We start from the raw sequence: 18,802 nt of genomic DNA on the forward strand, positions 1-18,802 counted from the left end.
CGAATGGGATGAATAGAGCCCGGATTTGTCCATGCCTTGGTTAAGATATGGGCTCCTGTCGATGACAGGTCTCCATTCGTCACCGCGATGCTGTTCTCTACCCGGGAGCGACAACGAAAGCCTGCGAAAATAGCGCTCAATGCTCGCTTACTCATATAACCCTTTGCTTGTCGTCTGCTCGCTTCTCGTGGCAATCCTGGCCGCGTACACGGCTTTCGACATGGCAGGGCGTATCGCGCAAGCCAGGGGGCCCGCGGCGCGCTGGTGGCTCATCGGCGGTTCCTGTGCAATGGGACTCGGAATCTGGGCAATGCACTTCGTCGGCATGCTGGCGTTCAGCTTGCCCATCAAGCTGGGCTACGACCCGCTAATTACATTTGCATCGCTTCTAATTGCCGTCGCGGCATCGATGTTCGCGCTCTGGCTCGTCTGTCAGAAGACGCTGCCCGCGTTCAGGATCGTGATCGGGGCGCTATTGATGGGACCGGCTATCGCCGGCATGCACTACACGGGCATGGCCGCCATGCGCATGCGGCCGCCGATCGAATACGACCCATGGCTCACCATTGTGTCGGTGGCCATTGCCATCGTCACCTCGGGCGCTGCGCTCTGGATTGCCTTTCGCTTACGTCAGCAGGCGTCGCGGCTCTTGTTTTTTCGCGGCAGCGCGTCGCTCCTCATGGGCTTTGCCATCGTCGGCATGCACTACACCGGAATGGCGGCCGCGCGCTTTCCCACGGGCGCGATATGCGGTGCCGCTAAAGAAGGCGCGGATACCGGATGGCTGGCGGTCGTGGTGATCGTCGTGACACTCTCGGTGCTGGCCATCGCGCTGATCATCTCCGTTCTGGACTTGCGGCTCGAATCGCGCACCGCCGTGCTCGCGGCGTCGCTCGCGGAGGCGAACAAGGAACTTGCCTATCTGGCGCTTCACGACAGCCTTACCGAGTTGCCGAATCGCGTCTTGCTCGAAGACAGACTGGAACAACTGGTGCATGGCGCGCGCGATGCAAAGCGTCGCTTCACGTTGATGTTCATGGACCTTGATGGCTTCAAGGCGGTCAACGACGCGTTCGGACATCATGTCGGCGACCTGTTGCTGATCGAAGTGTCGAAGCGCATCCGCGCCAACGTCAGGTCACACGACACCATTGCGCGGGTCGGCGGCGACGAGTTCGTGCTGCTCTCGAACGTCGACGACGCAACCGTGGCCGCGCAAATCGCCGCGACCTTGACCGAGACCATTGAGAAGCCGTTTCGCATGGAAGGCGAGGAAGTGCAGATTTCCGTGAGCGTGGGCATTGCGATCTTTCCCGACGACGGTGCGACTCAAGAAGAGCTCCTGAGCAATGCCGATACCGCCATGTATCACGCGAAAGCCCTTGGCCGTAGCGGTTTTTGTTTCTTCGAACCGTCGATGCATGCGGACTCTTACGAGCAGATGCAACTCGCGCACGAGCTTCGCGTGGCGTTGACGCGCGGTGAGCTCGCCTTGCACTATCAACCCAAATTCAAGGCGCCAAATGGTCCGGCGGTGGGCGCGGAAGCGCTATTGCGCTGGAACCATCCCGTGCACGGACTGATGGCGCCCAACCGCTTCATTCCGATGGCGGAGAAGACAGGGTTGATCGTGCCTATCGGCGAATGGGTGCTGAGCGAAGGATGCCGGCAATTAAAGGCGTGGCACGATCGCGGTCACACAGAGTGGACCATCGCAATCAATCTTTCGCCATTGCAGTTCGTTCACTCGGGTCTCGTACGAGCGGTTCGCGGCGCGCTGCGGCGCAATGGCCTCCCAGCGGAATCGCTGATTCTGGAGATCACTGAATCGACGGCCATGCGCGATGTCGAAGTGAGCCTCAAGGTCTTGCAACGACTGCGGGAAGAAGGCGTGCAGATCTCTATCGATGATTTCGGCACCGGCTACTCCAGTCTGCTTTATCTCAAGCGCTTGCCCGCCAACGAACTCAAGATCGATCGTGGCTTCGTGCGTGAACTTGCTCACGGTACGGAAGACGCGGCCATTGTTTCGGCCATCGTGGCGCTCGGACAAACGCTCAATCTCAGGATCGTGGCGGAAGGCGTCGAAACCACTGCACAGCAGGCTTTTCTCACGCAACTGGGATGCGACATTCTCCAAGGGTTTTTGCTCGGCAAGCCAATGACGGCCAATGCGTTTATCGCTTCCGTCGCCGATGTCGCATCGACAGGACGCCATTGAAACTTCGCCAGTAACTTTTTCTGCCCATCACGTTAGCTAGCCAACAGAACGCCGACGAGGGTCGATCCGTTACACGTTGCACGGTGCTACTCTCCCGTCATAGTTACCGTAGCGCTGGACCATACGGTCATTCCAAAAGACAAATCCGAGTCGGGGACCGCACATGTTGCGAACGGTGGTCGATCGTGTCAGGCGCTTTCGGCGCAGTGAAGGCTTCAAGCATTCTCTCGCCGCTCCAGTGCGTTTCTCGCTGCATGCGCGACAGCGGCTGAATCGCAATGTGTTCGCTATCGAGATCAGGGAAAACTCCGGCTTTTTTTCCGTGATGCAGATGGTGCTCTTCATCCTCAAGCATTGCGAAGAGAAACGGCTGACACCGCGAATCTCGGCACGCGGCGGTCTCTATGGCGACCCGGAAGGCAAGATAGACTGGTTCTCGGCGCTCTTTGAAAGCGTGCGGGCATCCGGCGATGTGAAGTTGCCGCGCAGAGTGCGAACCTCTACCGTGCGCGATCTCGTGCAACTCGGCTTGCGGCAACGTCATGAAGCGGGTCTGCGGTTGCAAAGTTCGAGCGAGTTGTTTCGCTCGCAGTACCGGCCGGTTGCAGCCATTCGCGATGAAGTCGATGCAACCTGCGCCAAACTCGATATCGGCCAATCGACACTCGGTGTTCACTACCGGGGCACGGATAAGAAGTTCGAAGCGATGACCTTGCCCTGGGCCGACTTCTGCCGGCTGGTCGAGCAGACCCTCGCGCTCAATCCGCTTCTGACCAACATCTTCGTTTCGAGCGATGAGCAGGCGTTCATCGACTTCTTCCGCGCGTGGCCGTTCAATCGGCCGGTCAGTGTTGCACCGGCCAAGCTGCTGTCCACAGGCGACATGCCGGTGCACTTCAGCGGTTATCCGGGTTTGGAGATCGGGCGCGAAGCGTTGGTGTCGAGCCTGCTGCTTTCGAAGTGCGGATACCTTGTGAAGATGCCTTCTTACTTGTCGGCATGGTCGAAGATATTCAATCCCGATTTGCCGACTACCTTGGCCGTACCGCCAAAGCCTGACGCGTTCTGGTTTCCCGACAGCCAGATCTGGATCGAACAGGAACAGGTGATGGGCGGCAAGGCGGCGTGAGTCGCGCGCTTGTATTAACGCATGAAGCCTGCTGTCGTGACTCTGACTCAACGGGTGTTGATTTCTTTGCGTTGGAATGCCAACGCGTCATTCGCTACGCTTGAATCGATGCCGGGCGCATGACCCGGCAGCCGACCAGCGGCGAATCGACATCCATGAGACATGACCTTTCCATCGTGCTGTTGCACGCCACGCCCGTTGCCATCGCGCCGATACACGACGCGTTCCTGCGCGACTGGCCAGAAGCCAGGCTCACCAATCTTCTCGACGACGGTCTGACCTCGGCCAGAGGCGACAGCAAAGAGCTGCCCGACTCATTGCAGACACGCTTCGTGAATCTTGCGCGATACGGGTACGAAAGCGGCGCGGATGCGGTCCTCGCGACGTGTTCGGCCTTCGGTCCCGCCATCGATGCCGCGGACGCGGCGCTTCCCATACCTGTTTGCAAGCCGAACACCGCCATGTTCGCCGATGCGCTTGCAGAAGGCAGAAACATCGCGATGATCGCAACGTTCGCGCCGGCCCTGCCGACCATGGTGGCGGAGTTCTTCGAGGAAGCATCGAACATGAACCCGCAAGCTACGCTGGCCACCTTCGTGGTCGACGATGCAATCGACAAGCTGCGTGCGGGCGACCGCGACACGCACAACCGTATCGTTGCAGAAAAGGCCGCGAGCCTGCATGGCTACGACGCGATCATGCTGGCCCATTTCTCAACCGCTCAGGCACTCGATGCCGTGACTTCAGTCGCGAGTTGTCCGGTATTTTCCGCACCGCGCAGCGCGGTTGCCGATCTCAAGAAGCGCCTGCATTTGTCGCGCTGAAGTCTTTTACCGTCATGGATTCAACGATGCCTACTCCATCGCTCGCGCCAGCCGTTTCGATGATGAGCACGCTCGCGGTCAAGAGCGCGCTCGTCGATGTCGTCATTCCAGCGTTCGAACGAAGTAGCGGCATCCGCGTGCAAGCTATGTTCGATCCAACCAACGTGCTGCAAGAGCGCGTGTCTGCCGGTGAAAGAGCGGACATGCTGATTGCGACTCGCGCCTATGTGAAGCGTCTCGCCGATGAAAACGTACTGGATGTACCGACGGTGCGCGGGTTGGTCAGAACCGGCGTGGGTGTGGCGGCATCTGTGCGGGACGTGCCTCGGTCGATAAGAAGCGTTGAAGACTTGCGCGAGGTCCTGTTGAACGCGCGATCGGTCGCATATTCGAAGACCGGCGCAAGCGGCGTTTATTTCGCCACCTTGATCGAAGAGATGGGCATCGCGGAGCAGGTCAATCAGCGCGCGACCATCATCGAGAAGGGCTTTACGGGCGAATGCATCGTGCGTGGCGAGGCGGACGTCGCCATTCAACAGATGAGCGAACTGGCCATGGTGGCGGGCATCGAGATCATCGGCCCGCTTCCGGAAGAGATTCAGTTCCATTCCGACTTTTATGTCGGGATGTTTTCTGGTCGCGCACAATCGGAAGGTGCATGTGCCTTGCTGCAATCCCTTTTCTCCGATACAGCGCGCCACGCGTATGAGCGGCTTGGCCTAACGGTTCTTTGAGGAGACGATATTCATGCAGCGCGCAGACGACAAGCAAACGCCCAGTCACCTCATCACGCCCGTTACGGTGTTCGGCAATCTCGCATTCGTGAGCGGCCAGCTTCCGCGCGAACACGGAGCGATCAAATACAGCGGCAAGGTCGGCGCGGACTTATCGGCTGAAGACGCACGAGAAGCGGCAGCGTTATGTGCAAAAGCATGTCTCGATGCACTCGCGCACGCGCTTTGCGGACATGAGCGCATTGCGCAGATCGTGAAGATCACGGGATTCGTCGCATCGGCGGCGGATTTCACCGGACAGGGCGCGGTGATCGATGGCGCGTCCCGCCTATTGATCGAAACGCTCGGAGAACGCGGCAAGCATGCACGAAGCGCGATCGGCGTGCAGCAGCTTCCGCATGGCGCGGCAGTGGAAGTCGAAATGATCGTGGGGTTGAAATGACTGCACGGTCTTCGCGCGTACGCTTCGCGGCTAATCTCAAATGGCTCTTTACCGAGTTGCCATTTCTTGAGCGATTCGAAGCCGCTGCGTTGCATGGCTTCGCGGCAGTCGAATACGCATCGCCATATGGCTACGATGCCACCGAGCTTCGCAACGTGTTGAGCCAGTGGAGCTTGAAACAAGTGTTGATCAACACGCCGGCGGGCGAAGCAGGAGCCGTAGGCGCCAACGGCTTTGGCTGTATTCCAGGCTATGTCGATGTTTTTCGCGAAGGTGTCGATCTCGCGTTGAACTACGCTAACGCGCTGGAGTGCAGCCTGATTCACTTGATGGCGGGACGAGTGCCGGACGGCTGCTCGCCAGCCGAGGCCAAAGCCGTCTTTCGTTCGAATCTCGCGTGGGCCGCAAAGCGCGCGGAAGGGCAGAACGTAACCTTTGTGCTCGAATGTCTGAACCAGCAAGACGTGTCGGGTTACTTCCTCAAGAGTCTCGCTCAGGCGAGCGCGTACGTCCGCGACATCCCGCAAGGCAACGTCAAACTGCTCTTCGATTTTTATCACGCGGCAATGAGCGGCATGGACGTACTGGATGCGTTCGCCATGCATCGTCGTGACGTGGCGCACATTCAGGTCGCCGACGTACCAGGACGAAACGAACCGGGCACGGGCGACATGTCATGGCCCACGATTGCACGAGCGATAGCCGATAGCGGCTATTCAGGCTGGATAGGATGCGAGTACCGTCCGCGTGGAACGACTGCCGCCGGACTCGATTGGCGTCAAGCCTTTACGCAAGCCGCAGGCTTGAGCAAGCACTCAGAACATCGTTCTTAGATTGGCCAACTCGAATTCAGCTCGAAGCCATTTTTCAAACACGGCCGCTTCGGCCGAATTGCGCAGACTCGACGAGCGCAGCAGATAGTAAGAGATATTTTCGACGTGGAACTTCGGGTCGGAGAATGGCTCGATCAACCGGCCATCGCGTAGCTCTTCTTCCGCGAGGATCTCGCTTTCCAGCACCACGCCCAAGCCCTTTACCGCAGCTTCGATTGCCATGGCGGAGCGGTCGAGCCACAAGTCGTGCGCGGGCTTGACGACGAGGTTGCCTATGCGCCGAAAATAATCGACCCAGTTCAGCGGATTATTGGAGTGGATGAGCGTAGCCTTAGCCAGATCCTTCGGGCCTTTCAGGCCGAGCTCCTCCGCGAGTTGCGGACTGCAAAGCGGCCTGAGCCGTTCGATGAGCAATGGCTCGGCAAGCTTCAATCCCGGCGTTTGAGGCCCATGCGCAATTGCTATGTCGTAGCGGTTGGCATCGAGTTCATGTGTGTGAAGCGTCGCCAGTCGAACGCGAAACAGCGGGTTCGCTTTCAGGAAGTTCTGCAAACGCGGTTGCAGCCACTTCACCGAGAAGCTATTGGGCACGGCAATCGACAGATGACCGCCCCACGATTGCGGCGCGATAAGACTCGTCGCAGTGGCGATCATGCCGAATGCTTTTTCCAGTTCGCGCGCATAGGTTCGGCCCGCGACGGTCAGCACCGCGCGCCCGGCATGTCGCTGAAAGAGCGGAACGCCGAGAAAGTCTTCGAGTTGCTGAATGTGATGACTCACCGCCGACGTGGTAATGCCGATCTCTTCCGCGCCTTGCGTGAAGCTGCCGTGCCGAGCGGCCGCTTCGAACGCGATCAGCGACTTGAGCGGCGGAAAGCGCACACGGCGCGTGTCCGGAACGGCTTCGGCTTCATCGCTTTCCTTCTTTCTCGAACCGGCCGTCATCTATGCCCCCGTGCCCCAATGACGGCAAGGATAAAGCATTGCACGGCGGAAGACATTCGCAGCATCGATATCGATCAACCGAGACATGTCTCGAAGAAGCGTTTGAGTTCCGCTGCCAGCGCTTGCGGCTGCTCTTCGGGAATGTAATGCCCGCAGTCTTGGATCACACCGCCGCTCAGGTCTTCGCAGAGCGGCTTCATCAGTTCATGGATGGTGGGCGCGCTGCCCACATCGCCTCCAAGTGCGAGCACGGGCTTTTTGATCTTGCTGGCAAAGAGCTTCTGGTTCTGCTTCATGTCCTCTTCGACGGCCCGATAATAGCCGAGCATGCCGCGCAGGCCGCCGAGCGACGCATACGCCTTTACGTATTCGTCGATGTCGGCAGGCTCGAACGTGGCCATTGCGTTGGCGGTCTTCTTGTTGAAGAACCATTCGATCAACACGCGCTCCTTGCCTGCAATGAGCGCTTCAGGCAAGTCGTCCACCGCGTTGAACAGGAAGTGCCAACTCTTCCAGTTCGAAGGCGCGGTGACCGATACTTCGGGCTTGAGCGTGATGCCGGGGATGTTGCCATCGATGAACACGATGCCGTCGAGCTCGGCCTCATAGCGATGCGCGTACGGATAAGCAATCCATGATCCGATGTCATGGCCCACGTAGAAGTGACGCTCGACACCCAGCGACCGCAAGAGACCATTGATGCGCGCGGCGGCGGTCTCGGTGTCGTAGCCGGTGGTGGGCTTGTCCGAGTAACCTTGACCGGGCAAATCGATGGCGATGGTGCGGTAGGAATCGGCCAGAAGCGGTTGCACGCGACGCCACGCATAAGCGGTCTGCGGGAAGCCCGCCACGAGCACGACCGTCGGGCCGACGCCACCATCCACCATATGAAAGCGGATGTCTCCGCTTCGCACGAAGCGCCTGGTGAAGGACTTGCCGCCAAGGTCTATCACGCCTGACATGTCGGTTCTCTTTCTGAGTGAAGGTGCGTGTTGTGCATTGTATCGGGCCAAAAAGCCGGCTTCACGATGCACCCACGGAGCGCGCGAGCTGACGCGCCTGCCGGGGATAGTTGTCGTCGACGAACTGCGCGCTGATCAGCCCGGCTTCGAGGTCGGCTGCAATGTCATCGAGCGATCTGCGATCCGGGTTGCCGTATCCGCCGCCGCCCGCGTCGCGAATCTCCACGATACCGCCGTCTGGAATGAGCACGCGCGCCTTGGGATCGGTCTCGACATCGTCCACGAAGATGAGCCGATGCGCGCCGGCGCCCGCGCCTGCAAATCCTTTCGCGGCTATCTTGGTCCGCGACGCCATGAACGATGCCTCGATGGGATGACCCGTGTCGTTCCTGATCGCGAAGATCTGACCGTTGCCGCCTTGAAACTCGCCGGGCCCGCCCGAGTCTCTGAGTATCTCTTTCTTGAGGAAGGTGCAGCAAATCTGCTGCTCCCAGAATTCAACCGAGCCGCCGATGATGTTGGCCGGTGCGGGCAAGGCAGGGCGGCCATCGTAACCTGCTAGCGCGCCGTATCCGCCCGCCGAAAAATAGATCGACGAATAGTGCTTTCCCGCGCGCGTCTGGCCGCGAAGATTCATCTGGAACACCATCCCCGAGTCGGCTTGCACGTCGTCGGGGAAGGCCTCAGCCAGCGCATTGAAAATGAGCGGTCCGACGAAATGGCCGAAGACATGCCGCGCACCGGTCGGGTTCGGCCTGAGCGCATTGAGAATGCAGTTGTCGGGCGCCGCTATGGTGACGAAATCGAGTATGGCCTGATTGTTGGGAATGCTGGGCGCGACGAGCACTTTCGTGCAGAAGTAGCAGAACGCGCGTGTATAGCAGATCGGCACGTTGACGCCGCGATTCACCACCGGGTCCGTTCCGGCGAAGTCGTACGCGAAGCCGGAGTCGCTCAACGTGACGGTGACGGAGAGCGAGATGTCGGGGAAGTCCTTTCCGCCCTCGACGGGTATGGTCGCCGCATAACTTCCCTTGGGCATGAGTTCGAGCTTCGCGTTGATCGACTTGCGCGTGAGCGCGAAGATCGCATCGGCGGCGTCGATGGTGTTGGACAGCTTGTGCTCCACGAGAATCTTGACGAGCCCTTGCGCGCCGACGTTGCATGCCGCGACATTGCAATAGATGTCGCCCAACACGTAATCGACCGTGCGAACATTGTTTCTGATGAAGTCGAACACGAAGCGATTCTCCACGCCCGCTTCGAAGAGTTTCACGGGCGGAAGCGAGAAGCCTTCCTCGTAGACGTCCTTCGCGACCGAACCCATTCCCACGCCGCCGACATCGGCAAGATGCGAAACGGTCAGGCAGTATCCGGCAATGCGTCCTTCGAAGAACACCGGTTTCACGACGTTGATATCGAACGTATGACCCGTGCCGATCCAGGGATCGTTGGTCACGATGATATCGCCGTCGCGCAGAGCGGCCGCGTCGAACACGTCGAGGATATGAGCAAGCGTGCTTGGGCCGGTTCCCGTGAACGACGGCACACTCGTCGCGCCTTGCGCAATCAGCTTGCCGCGTGCGTCGAAAATCATGCACGAGAAGTCGCCGCTTGCCCGCACCATCGTCGAGAAAGCGGTGCGTTCCATGGCCGAAACCATTTCGTCCGCAACCGAGACGAAACGGGACCAGATGATGCCGGCATCGACCGGGTCCATCTTGACTGTAGCATTCACGACTTGAGCTCCGCGATGAGATCCAGCGTCGATGCAATCCGTGCTTCGGCAAACGCTGGAACGTAGATGGTGGTGTCGTTCTCTTCGATCAGCGCGGGGCCGGAGCGCTTCCAGCCAACCGGCAAGGCGTACCGGTTGAAGACGGGGACTTCGGTCCAGACTTCCGTTGCGCCGTCGCTGATGTAACAGGACCTGGGTTCCTTCTCCATCCTTGCTGAAGGCGTGAGCGCGTCGTAGCTGAAGTCGCGCACGGACTTGAGATGCTCGGGCAAGGAGACTTCGACCACCCACGTGCTGATCTCGATACCGTAGTCCGGAAAGTTCAGGCCGAAGATGTCCTTGTAGGCATCGAGGAATCTGGCGCGAATGTTTGCCGCATTCAGATAACGCCCTTCATCGGATATCTCGACGGTCACTTCCGAGTCTTGTCCTTCGTAGCGCATGCCGAGTTTCACGATGATCCGCGCGCCGCCATCGACGAGCTGGCTTGCGTATGGTTCGGCCTGCACGAGTCGAGCGACTTCTTGCGCGATGACGTCATCGGTGACATCGGCGAGACTCATCCTTCTCGTTTGCTGCAGGATGATCCCTTCGCTGCTCGCGAACTGACCCATGGCGGAAGCCACGCCCGCGGCGAACGGAAAGATCACGCGCCGGATGGACAGCAGCTGCGCAATAGGCAACGCATGCACGGGCGACGAACCGCCGGTGCAGACCAGCGTGGCGCGCCGGTAGTCGACACCGAGTTCCGCTGCATGCACGCGAAACGCGCGTGCCACGTTTTCGTTGATGGTGCGATGAATGCCGATAGCCGCGCGCTCCACCGAGATGTCCAGCGGTTCCGCGATGTTCTGCTGAATCGCACGCTTGGCTTCAACCCGGGTGGCGTCGATGCCGCTATTGCGAAAGTTCGCCTCGCCGAGAAAGCCGAGGAAGAGATTCGCGTCGGTGACGGTCGCGGCTTGTCCGCCGCGCGCATAGCATGCCGGGCCGGGAACGGCGCCCGCACTCTTCGGTCCGACGGAGATGGCGCCGCGTTCGTCGATCTCGGCGATGCTGCCACCGCCCGCGCCAATCTCGATCAAGTCGAGCGCGGGAATGATGAGCGGAAAGCCGCTGCCGGCTTCGAATGCGCCTTCGCGTGCCACTTCGAGGCCCGCTTGCACATCGACCTTGCCGGCGATGAGGAACGCGCCCTTGGCGGTCGTGCCGCCCATGTCGTAGGCGAGCACGGTATCGTCCACGGCACCGCTGTCTTGCGGCGCCGGCGCATTACGTGCGGCGATCTCTCTCGCGGCGAGAACGCCTGCCGCGGGACCGGACTCGATCAAACGGACGGGCGCTCTGACGCAGTGACCGATGGGCAGCGGCAGCCCGGACGACGTCATCATCAAAAGGCGGCCATTGAAGCCCGCGTCGGCGGCTCTCGTCTCCAGGCGCTTCACGTACTGACTCAGCAACGGCTTGGTGAACGCATTCACGGCGCATGTCATCCAGCGCTCGTACTCGCCCGAACGCGGGGCCACGGCGCTGGATGTGGAAATGACGGCATTGGGGAAGGCTTCTGCAAGCCAGCTTTCCACCAACTGCTCGTTGGCGGGGTTTTGAAAGGCATGCAGAAAACAGATGGCGAAGTTCGTCACGCCCGTTTCCTCGACGAGACGGCGCACGTCCGCGATGAGTTCAGCTTGGTCGGGTTGCCGCACGAGATCACCGGTGTAGGCAATGCGTTCACGTACCGATACCTTCAACCGGTGTTTGGTCAGCGGTTTCGGAAAAGCCAGCCTCAGATTCGATACGTTGTAACGATGCTCACGGCCGGTTTCAAGCGTCGTGCCGAAGCCTTCGGTATGCAGCAAAATGAAGTCGTGCCCCTTGCGTTCGATGACGGCGTTGGTGATGACCGTCGTCGCATGCAGGAAGACATCGCAATCCGCGAGGTCCAGTTCCGCATCGCGGCGTAAGTGCTCGAAGCCGGAAAATATCGCTTCTTCCGAGCGTTCGGGCGTGCTCAGGACCTTCGCGGTGGTGACCCTTTTCTTCTTGCTGTCCAGCAATACGAAGTCGGTGAACGTGCCACCGATATCGACTGAGATGGCAAACCTAGACGTCATCATATTTTCCATTTATCAGCGAGATACAACAGCGCATGCTCACTTCAAGCCGAGTTGTTCCGGCAACCAAAGCGCGATCTGGGGAAACACGATCAATGCAATGCCGAACAGAATGAGCAGCACGAGATAGGGCAGCGTGGCCTTGGTGATGACGGAGAGCTTCTCTCCCGTGATGCCTTGAATCACGAAGAGATTGAAGCCTATAGGCGGGTGAACCTGAACGATCTCCACCGCGATCACCAGAAAGATGCCGAACCAGATGGCGTTGAATCCGGCTGCGAGAACCATCGGCAGAACAATAGGCAACGTAATGACGATGATCGAAAAGCCTTCGAGAAACGAGCCGAGCAGGATATAGCCGATGAACAGCACGAACAGCAGCGCAACCGGCGACAGGTGCAGTTCCTGCACGAACGTGGCGGCCGCCTGTCCCACGCCGAGAAACGCGGACGCACTGCCGAGAATGGATGCGCCGAGAATGATCAGCGCGATCATGGAACAGGTCTTTACCGCGCCAAGTCCGACTTCCTTCAGCTTTTCAACGCTCAGGTCCTTTTGAAAGCCCGCGATGGCAAGCGCGCCGACCACACCGGCCGCAGCCGCTTCCGATGGCGTGACGAGCCCGCCGTACATGCTGCCGAGAACCGCGCCGATCAATAACGCGACCGGCGCAAGATGTTTGAGCGAAGCAAAGCGCTCGCGCCAGGGCATGGTCGCGAAACTTTCTTCCTCGGGAATCAGGCTCTTGTTCCAGGTGGTGTGAATCATGATCCACGCCATGAAGCACGACGCGAGAAGAATGGCCGGTATCAGTCCTGCGGCGAAGAGCTTGAGCACGGAAACCTGCGCCAGCACGCCATACACGATCATGATGTTCGATGGCGGCACGAGAAAGCCCAACGTACCAGCGCCTGCCAGACTGCCCATGGATATCCGCTTGTCGTAGTTGCGTCGATTGAGCTCCGCAAGCGTGACGCGGCCCACGATCTGCGTCGTCGCCGCCGACGAGCCAGAGATGGCGGCGAAGATCGAGCATCCGATGACATTCGAATGCAAGAGCTTTCCAGGCAGCAAGCTCGCCCACGGCGCAAGTCCCTTGAAGAGCGACGTCGAGATGCGCGTTCGAAACAGAATCTCGCCCATGACGATGAAAAGCGGCAAGGCCAGCAGCTCCTGCGTCGTCATCACGTTCCATGCGTACTGAGCGATCAGCCGGTCGACCGGAATGGGCCTGAAAATGAAGAGCGCGAGCGACCCGGTAATGGCAAGCGTCAATCCAACCCATATGCCGATGGACAGGCCGCCGAACAGCAGCACGGCCATTGTCGTGAGTATCGTTCCCATGTGTCTCAGCCTTCAATGAATCAGGTTCTTGTCTTCGACAGGCTCGTCCAGAAACAACTGGCCGAGGCGGGCGAGTAACTGCAGCGCAAGCAGCATCGCGCCGAACGCGACGAATGCCTTGGGTATCCACAAGGGCGTGCTGCTGGCAAGCGAGCGTTCGTCGGTGAGAAACGCCTGATACGAGAAGTGCGTCATGGCGACCGAGAAGAACGCCGCGAACGCGAAGCCCGCCGCCGCCGATACGCATTCGAGGCCCTTGACGACGCGAGGCGATGCGTTCGACAACAGCACCCTGACGCGGATATGGCCGCCTGCGCGAAGCGTGAGCGCGGCGCCGAACGTGAAGGTCACGGCCATCAGATACGAGCTGTATTCCCATGCGATGGGTATGTCCTTGGGCAACCAGCTCACCACGGTCGACAGCGTCCGCACGACGATGCCGGCAATCATCAAGAGACATAGCAGGCAGAGGCAGAGGGCGCCGAGCCAGCCATCCAGACGGGCGAGCATATCGATGGAGAACAACGCCTTCTGCACGAACGCACGTCCCTTCGAAATCTCGACATGCGCGCTTGTGTCGATGTTTTCCATGGGCATTGACTCCGCTGTGACCGTGGTTTTCGAAGAGCGGATGCGGCTCACTGCTTGCCGACCGCGGTCAGATAGCTTTTGAGGAGTGGCTTGGCGGCGGGCACCGCGTCCTCGAAGGCGGTCCAACTCGGCTTGCCCTTGGCGGCCATGGCGTCGCGCACGGCCGCGGGCGGCGTGTAGATCTCCATGCCCTTCGCCTTGAGGGTCTCGAAGTTCTTGCTGTCTTCCGCTTTTGCCGCGTCCCAGAACACGGGTTCGAGTCGTGCGACGACCTCTTCGATAGCCTTCTGGTTTTTCGCACTGAGCTTGTTCCAGGCGTCGAGATTGACCGACACGCCTTCGAAGTTCGATTGCCAGTTGACGACGTTGCACGCCTTCTGGAAGTCCCAGAACTGGCCATCCACGGCAGACGATGTCGATGTCGACACGCTATTGATGACGCCCGTCGACAGCGCGGGCACGACTTCACCCCAGGGAATCTGCGCCGGCGATGCGCCAAGGCTGCGGAAGAAGTCGCTGCCGTTGCGGTCGGTCGTGCGGATCTTCATGGTCCTGAAGGTGTCCGAGTTCGACAGTTCGACTTTGGAAAAGACGTTCTGGCCGGGCCAGGGAATGGTGAGCAGCAGCTTCTGATTGAACTTCTTGAATTCGGCGTCGTAGTAGGGCTTCGAGACGGAACGGAAGGTCTTCATCTCATCAAAACCGGATACGAGATACGGTACCGACGATGCCCCGAGAATCGGCGAGATGCCGACTTGCTGCGCGAACTGAAACGACCCGATGGGCACGAGTCCATCGCGAATCACGCTCAACATTTCCGGGCCCTTGAAACCGAGTTGCCCGCCCGCGTGAATGTTGATCTTCACTTCGTTGTTGGTGGCGGCGGCCACTTCAGCCGCGAACTTCTCGTCCAGTTTCGTCTGGTAATTGCCCGGCGCATTCGCGGTGGCGAAGTCCCAATCGACGGCAAACGCAGGGGTTTGCAATGTGAATGCGGCGCTCAGCGCGAAGAAAGCACCTAATCTTTTCAGTCCGTTCATTTGAACCCTCTGCGAAGTGAATGCGGTCGCGGCGTGGGTAGCCGCGTGTTCTCAATCCGCGTTCAGATTAGATTCGCAGGGGGAGGGCTGCCAGTTCAAAAAAAAAATGACATGTTGAATGAAATTCAACGGGGACTTGCGGCTCCCTTGGCTACGACATTCAGACGTTCCCGATGATCGCCACGCGCTGTCCCGCCTTCACGGGCGTGCCAGGCGCCACATGGATATCGGCGACGATGCCCGCGCAGGGCGCGCACACGGCGATCTCCATCTTCATCGATTCGATCACGAACATCACGTCGCCTGCCGCAATGCGCTCGCCCGCCTTCACGCGCACCTGCCAGAGATTGCCCGCGATCTCGCTGTCCACCGCGGTCTGACCGTCTTCGAGCGGCACGGTCTCGCCTTCGGTTACAACCGGAGGCTCGAAGCTCTCCTGTGCTTGTCCCGCTTCACGCCAACGCTCGCGTTCCGCTTGAAACGCGGCTTGCTGACGGGCGCGGAATGCATCGATACCAGCCGCCTCGCGTTTCAGAAACGCCTCGTAGTCGGAGAGAGACAGCTCTGTCTCCTCGATCTTGAGCGGATAACGTCCAAGCGGAAAATGCTCGCGAATATGCAGCAGTTCATCGGCCGGGACTTCGTAGAAGCGGATCTGATCGAAGAAGCGCAAGAGATACGGACGGCCCGCGAAATCGGCAATCGCGCGATAACGGTTCCACATCTGCAACGTGCGCCCGACGAACTGATAGCCGCCCGGACCTTCCATGCCATAGACGCAAAGATACGCGCCGCCGATGCCAACGGAGTTCTCCGCGGTCCACGTACGCGCCGGGTTGTACTTGGTCGTCACCAGCCGATGGCGTGGATCGAGCGGCGTTGCAACTGGCGCGCCGAGATAGACATCGCCCAAGCCCATCACGAGATAGCTTGCGTCGAAGACGATGCGCTTGACGTCATCGATCGATTCGAGGTCGTTGATACGCCGGATGAACTCGAGATTGCTCGGGCACCACGGCGCATCCGGCCGCACGGTGGTCATGTACTTGTCGATGGCCAGGCGGCAAGCGGGATCGTCCCATGACAAAGGCAAATGCACGATGCGCGAAGGCGCGCGCAAGTCCTTTTGCAACAACACGCGTTGCCACGTCTGCGCGACCGTATCGAGCAACGTTGCAAGCGGCAGGCGCTCAGGCTGATAGTGAACCTGCAGCGAGCGGATGCCGGGCGTTAGATCGATCACGCCGGGCAACTCGAGCGCTTCGAGCGATTGCATCAGCGCATGGCCACGAAAGCGCAGGACGAGGTCCAGTTCCGCGGGGCCGAGTTCGAGCAGCAAGTGCGTATCGCCCGACACACGCGCAACCAGCCGGTCGTTATTCGCGCCGATGTCCAGCACGATGGGCGATGTCAACGCGCGTCTTCCATCAGCGCTTGCAGGCAGTGCTTCAGGCGGCTCAAGCGTCTTCAATTCGACGAGACGCGCCCGTGCCGCCGCGCGCGCCTCATCGATCCGCACAGGCACGAAACGCACCTTGTCGCCCGCCTTCAACTGCCCGATCTGCCACAGGTCCGCTTCGATGATCGTCACGGGACACACGAAGCCGCCGAGGCTCGGGCCATCGGGACCCAGAATCACAGGCATGTCGCCAGTGAAGTCGATCGCGCCGACCGCATACGGATTGTCGTGAATGTTCGACGGATGCAGTCCCGCTTCGCCCCCGTCCTCGCGCGTCCATTCGGGTTTCGGTCCGATCAGGCGCACGCCGGTACGGCTCGAATTGAAGTGAATTTCCCATTCGGTTTCAAGAAAGGTCTCGATGTATTGCGGACTGAAGTACTCCGGCGCGCCATGCGGACCATAGATCACGCGCAGTGTGCGAACCGGGTCGAGCGCGGGCGTGAACGAAAGGCGCACGCCATGTGCGCGATCCATCGAGGGATGCAGATGCAGTACATCGCCCGCGCGCAACGCACGTCCGCCGTGGCCGCCGAACTGACCCAGCGTGAACGTGCTGCGGCTGCCGAGGTACTGCGCGACATCGAAGCCGCCACGCACGCACAAATAGGCGCGTGCGCCCGCTCCACGAATGGCACCAAGTGCAAGTGTCGCGCCTGACGGAATGAAGAGCGTCGTGTGCATCGGCTGCTCGATGCCATCGACGGTCACGCTCAACGCCGCGCCCGTGATAGCGACCACCGCGTCCGTATTGAAGCGCAACGTGGGACCGCTCATCGTGATTTCGAGCGCGGACGCATCCGGCGAATTGTCGAGAAGCCGGTTCCCAAGGCGTAACGCTCGATCATCCATTGGGCCCGAGGGCGGAATACCGACCGCCCAAAACCCGAGTCTGCCGGGAAAGTCCTGAACCGTGGTCTGCGTGCCGCCGCTCACGATCTCGACGGTGCTCGCGCGATACTTGAGCCCTTCGAGACAACGCGTCCACGGCTCGCCCGAAGCGAACGGCGTGTCGTCGATGATCTGCCGCAGATACACGCGATTGGTCTCCACGCCGTAGATGCGCGTGGCGTCGAGTGCTTCGGCGAGCGCGTGGCGCGCGGCTTCGCGTGTCGGTTTCCACGCGATCAGCTTCGCGAGCATCGGATCGAAATAGGGCGGCACTTCGCAGCCGGCTTCGATCCATGTGTCGATGCGCAGCGCGCTGCCATCCGCTTCGGGAAACGCGACCTCGGTCAGCAAGCCAGGACTCGGCTTAAAATCGCGGCCAGGATCTTCTGCATAGAGCCGCGCCTGTATAGCGTGACCAACGGGCTTCAACGCGGCGCCGAGTTCGTCGAGCGGCGCAAGCGTGCCTGCCGCGAGTTCGATCATCCACTGAACGAGATCGACGCCCCAGACTTGCTCGGTCACGCCGTGTTCGACCTGCAGCCGCGTGTTCACTTCGAGAAAATAAAACTGCGCGGCACCGCTGTCGTATACGAACTCGACCGTCCCAGCCGAACGATAAGCCACCGCTCTGGCAAGCCGCAACGCCGCTTCGCACAATGCCTCTGCCATGCCATCGGGCAACGAAGGTGCGGGCGTTTCTTCGAGCACTTTCTGGTTACGCCGCTGCACCGAGCAATCGCGTACACCGAGTGCAAGCGCGTTGCCGCGGCCATCGCCGAAAATCTGCACTTCAAGATGCCGCGCGCGTTCGATGTACTTCTCGATGAACACGCCCGCATCGCTGAAGTTGTTTTGCCCGAGGCGCTTCACCACGTCGAACTGCGCGGCGAGTTCATCGGCATTCCAGCACACGCGCATGCCGATACCGCCGCCGCCCGCCGTGCTTTTCAACATCACCGGATAGCCAATGCGCCCAGCCGCCTGCAACGCGGCTTCGGCGTCTTCGAGAAGGCCGGTGCCTTCGAGCATCGGCACGCCTTGCTCGGCCGCAATGGCGCGAGCCGTATGCTTGAGTCCGAAGGCGCGCAATTGCGCGGGCGTCGGTCCTATGAACGCGATACCGGCTGCTTCGCACGCCTCCCCGAATAGCGCGTTTTCCGAGAGAAAGCCGTAGCCGGGATGGATGGCCTGCACGTTTTCGCGGCGCGCGATCTCGAGGATCTTCGCGACATCCAGATACGTGGATGAAGCCGCGCCCTGACCGAGCGAATGCGCGATGGGCGCTTTGCTGACGTGGCGGCTCGCGAGATCGGCTTCGCTATAGACCGCGACGCCTGCTATATCGAGCGAACGCAAGGTACGAAGGATGCGGCACGCAATGGCACCGCGATTGGCAATCAGGACTTTGTCGAACATGACAGGGGCGGATGCGTCGGCGGGTCGTCCCGTCGATTGAAAGATGCACGCCGGGGTCGTCCCCGGCAGCGTCCTCAGACTTTCGTTTGATGAGACTTTAGCGAGTCGCGCGAACAGGC

At 60.2% G+C, this 18,802-nt stretch carries 14 protein-coding genes; 6 read left to right on the top strand and 8 right to left on the bottom strand.

Going from position 1 to position 18,802, the window contains the following annotated elements; all coding sequences use genetic code 11:
• Window positions 1-139 precede the first annotated feature (139 nt).
• The 6 genes from NCR40_RS25840 to NCR40_RS25865 all read left to right on the top strand — a co-directional run bounded on the left by NCR40_RS25840 (window position 140) and on the right by NCR40_RS25865 (window position 6,183).
• Entirely contained in the window at window positions 140-2,221 is a 2,082-nt protein-coding gene (locus NCR40_RS25840) for a putative bifunctional diguanylate cyclase/phosphodiesterase (protein WP_250511086.1), read from the top strand.
• A gap of 163 nt (window positions 2,222-2,384) precedes the next feature.
• Entirely contained in the window at window positions 2,385-3,350 is a 966-nt protein-coding gene (locus tag NCR40_RS25845; protein ID WP_250511087.1) for an O-fucosyltransferase family protein, read from the top strand.
• A gap of 155 nt (window positions 3,351-3,505) precedes the next feature.
• Window positions 3,506-4,174, top strand: coding sequence for an aspartate/glutamate racemase family protein (locus tag NCR40_RS25850; protein WP_250511088.1), 669 nt, complete (start codon window positions 3,506-3,508; stop codon window positions 4,172-4,174).
• Window positions 4,175-4,200: 26 nt separating this feature from the next.
• Window positions 4,201-4,908: a substrate-binding domain-containing protein gene (locus NCR40_RS25855; RefSeq protein WP_250511089.1), complete on the top strand. Its 708-nt coding sequence runs from the start codon at window positions 4,201-4,203 to the stop codon at window positions 4,906-4,908.
• A gap of 13 nt (window positions 4,909-4,921) precedes the next feature.
• On the top strand, window positions 4,922-5,350 hold the full coding sequence (locus NCR40_RS25860; protein WP_250494613.1) for a RidA family protein: 429 nt from the start codon (window positions 4,922-4,924) through the stop codon (window positions 5,348-5,350).
• Window positions 5,347-6,183 (top strand): hydroxypyruvate isomerase family protein, encoded by an 837-nt coding sequence (locus NCR40_RS25865; RefSeq protein WP_250511090.1) that lies wholly within the window; start codon window positions 5,347-5,349, stop codon window positions 6,181-6,183. The genes NCR40_RS25860 and NCR40_RS25865 overlap by 4 nt, the downstream gene beginning before the upstream one ends.
• Here NCR40_RS25865 and NCR40_RS25870 read toward each other — a convergent pair.
• The 8 genes from NCR40_RS25870 to uca form a co-directional block, all read right to left on the bottom strand.
• Entirely contained in the window at window positions 6,166-7,128 is a 963-nt protein-coding gene (locus NCR40_RS25870; protein WP_250511091.1) for a LysR substrate-binding domain-containing protein, read from the bottom strand. The two genes, NCR40_RS25865 and NCR40_RS25870, sit on opposite strands and share 18 nt — an antisense overlap.
• A gap of 74 nt (window positions 7,129-7,202) precedes the next feature.
• Complete coding sequence (locus NCR40_RS25875; protein ID WP_244830663.1) at window positions 7,203-8,090, bottom strand: alpha/beta fold hydrolase; 888 nt, start codon at window positions 8,088-8,090, stop codon at window positions 7,203-7,205.
• Between the two features lie 61 nt (window positions 8,091-8,151).
• Window positions 8,152-9,828: a hydantoinase B/oxoprolinase family protein gene (locus tag NCR40_RS25880; protein ID WP_250511092.1), complete on the bottom strand. Its 1,677-nt coding sequence runs from the start codon at window positions 9,826-9,828 to the stop codon at window positions 8,152-8,154.
• Entirely contained in the window at window positions 9,825-11,945 is a 2,121-nt protein-coding gene (locus tag NCR40_RS25885) for a hydantoinase/oxoprolinase family protein (protein ID WP_250511093.1), read from the bottom strand. Before NCR40_RS25885 ends, NCR40_RS25880 begins: the two co-directional genes overlap by 4 nt.
• Window positions 11,946-11,981: 36 nt before the next feature.
• Window positions 11,982-13,286 (bottom strand): TRAP transporter large permease, encoded by a 1,305-nt coding sequence (locus NCR40_RS25890; protein ID WP_250511094.1) that lies wholly within the window; start codon window positions 13,284-13,286, stop codon window positions 11,982-11,984.
• Window positions 13,287-13,298: 12 nt separating this feature from the next.
• Complete coding sequence (locus NCR40_RS25895; protein ID WP_244830655.1) at window positions 13,299-13,877, bottom strand: TRAP transporter small permease subunit; 579 nt, start codon at window positions 13,875-13,877, stop codon at window positions 13,299-13,301.
• A 47-nt stretch (window positions 13,878-13,924) separates the two neighbouring features.
• Entirely contained in the window at window positions 13,925-14,917 is a 993-nt protein-coding gene (locus NCR40_RS25900) for a TRAP transporter substrate-binding protein (RefSeq protein ID WP_250511095.1), read from the bottom strand.
• A 160-nt stretch (window positions 14,918-15,077) separates the two neighbouring features.
• A complete protein-coding gene (gene uca / locus NCR40_RS25905; protein ID WP_250511096.1) occupies window positions 15,078-18,683 on the bottom strand; it encodes an urea carboxylase in 3,606 nt (1,201 codons plus the stop codon).
• Window positions 18,684-18,802: the final 119 nt, after the last annotated feature.

Origin of the sequence: Caballeronia sp. GACF4 (assembly GCF_023631025.1) — a bacterium.
Classification (GTDB): domain Bacteria; phylum Pseudomonadota; class Gammaproteobacteria; order Burkholderiales; family Burkholderiaceae; genus Caballeronia.

Bases quoted from the DNA above. Each gene is read 5' to 3' on its own strand.
- NCR40_RS25840 (WP_250511086.1), top strand. From the start codon at position 140: ATGCTCGCTTACTCATATAACCCTTTGCTTGTCGTCTGCTCGCTTCTC.
- NCR40_RS25845 (WP_250511087.1), top strand. From the start codon at position 2,385: ATGTTGCGAACGGTGGTCGATCGTGTCAGGCGCTTTCGGCGCAGTGAA.
- NCR40_RS25850 (WP_250511088.1), top strand. From the start codon at position 3,506: ATGAGACATGACCTTTCCATCGTGCTGTTGCACGCCACGCCCGTTGCC.
- NCR40_RS25855 (WP_250511089.1), top strand. From the start codon at position 4,201: ATGCCTACTCCATCGCTCGCGCCAGCCGTTTCGATGATGAGCACGCTC.
- NCR40_RS25860 (WP_250494613.1), top strand. From the start codon at position 4,922: ATGCAGCGCGCAGACGACAAGCAAACGCCCAGTCACCTCATCACGCCC.
- NCR40_RS25865 (WP_250511090.1), top strand. From the start codon at position 5,347: ATGACTGCACGGTCTTCGCGCGTACGCTTCGCGGCTAATCTCAAATGG.
- NCR40_RS25870 (WP_250511091.1), bottom strand. From the start codon at position 7,128: ATGACGGCCGGTTCGAGAAAGAAGGAAAGCGATGAAGCCGAAGCCGTT.
- NCR40_RS25875 (WP_244830663.1), bottom strand. From the start codon at position 8,090: ATGTCAGGCGTGATAGACCTTGGCGGCAAGTCCTTCACCAGGCGCTTC.
- NCR40_RS25885 (WP_250511093.1), bottom strand. From the start codon at position 11,945: ATGATGACGTCTAGGTTTGCCATCTCAGTCGATATCGGTGGCACGTTC.
- NCR40_RS25890 (WP_250511094.1), bottom strand. From the start codon at position 13,286: ATGGGAACGATACTCACGACAATGGCCGTGCTGCTGTTCGGCGGCCTG.
- NCR40_RS25895 (WP_244830655.1), bottom strand. From the start codon at position 13,877: ATGGAAAACATCGACACAAGCGCGCATGTCGAGATTTCGAAGGGACGT.
- NCR40_RS25900 (WP_250511095.1), bottom strand. From the start codon at position 14,917: ATGAACGGACTGAAAAGATTAGGTGCTTTCTTCGCGCTGAGCGCCGCA.
- uca (WP_250511096.1), bottom strand. From the start codon at position 18,683: ATGTTCGACAAAGTCCTGATTGCCAATCGCGGTGCCATTGCGTGCCGC.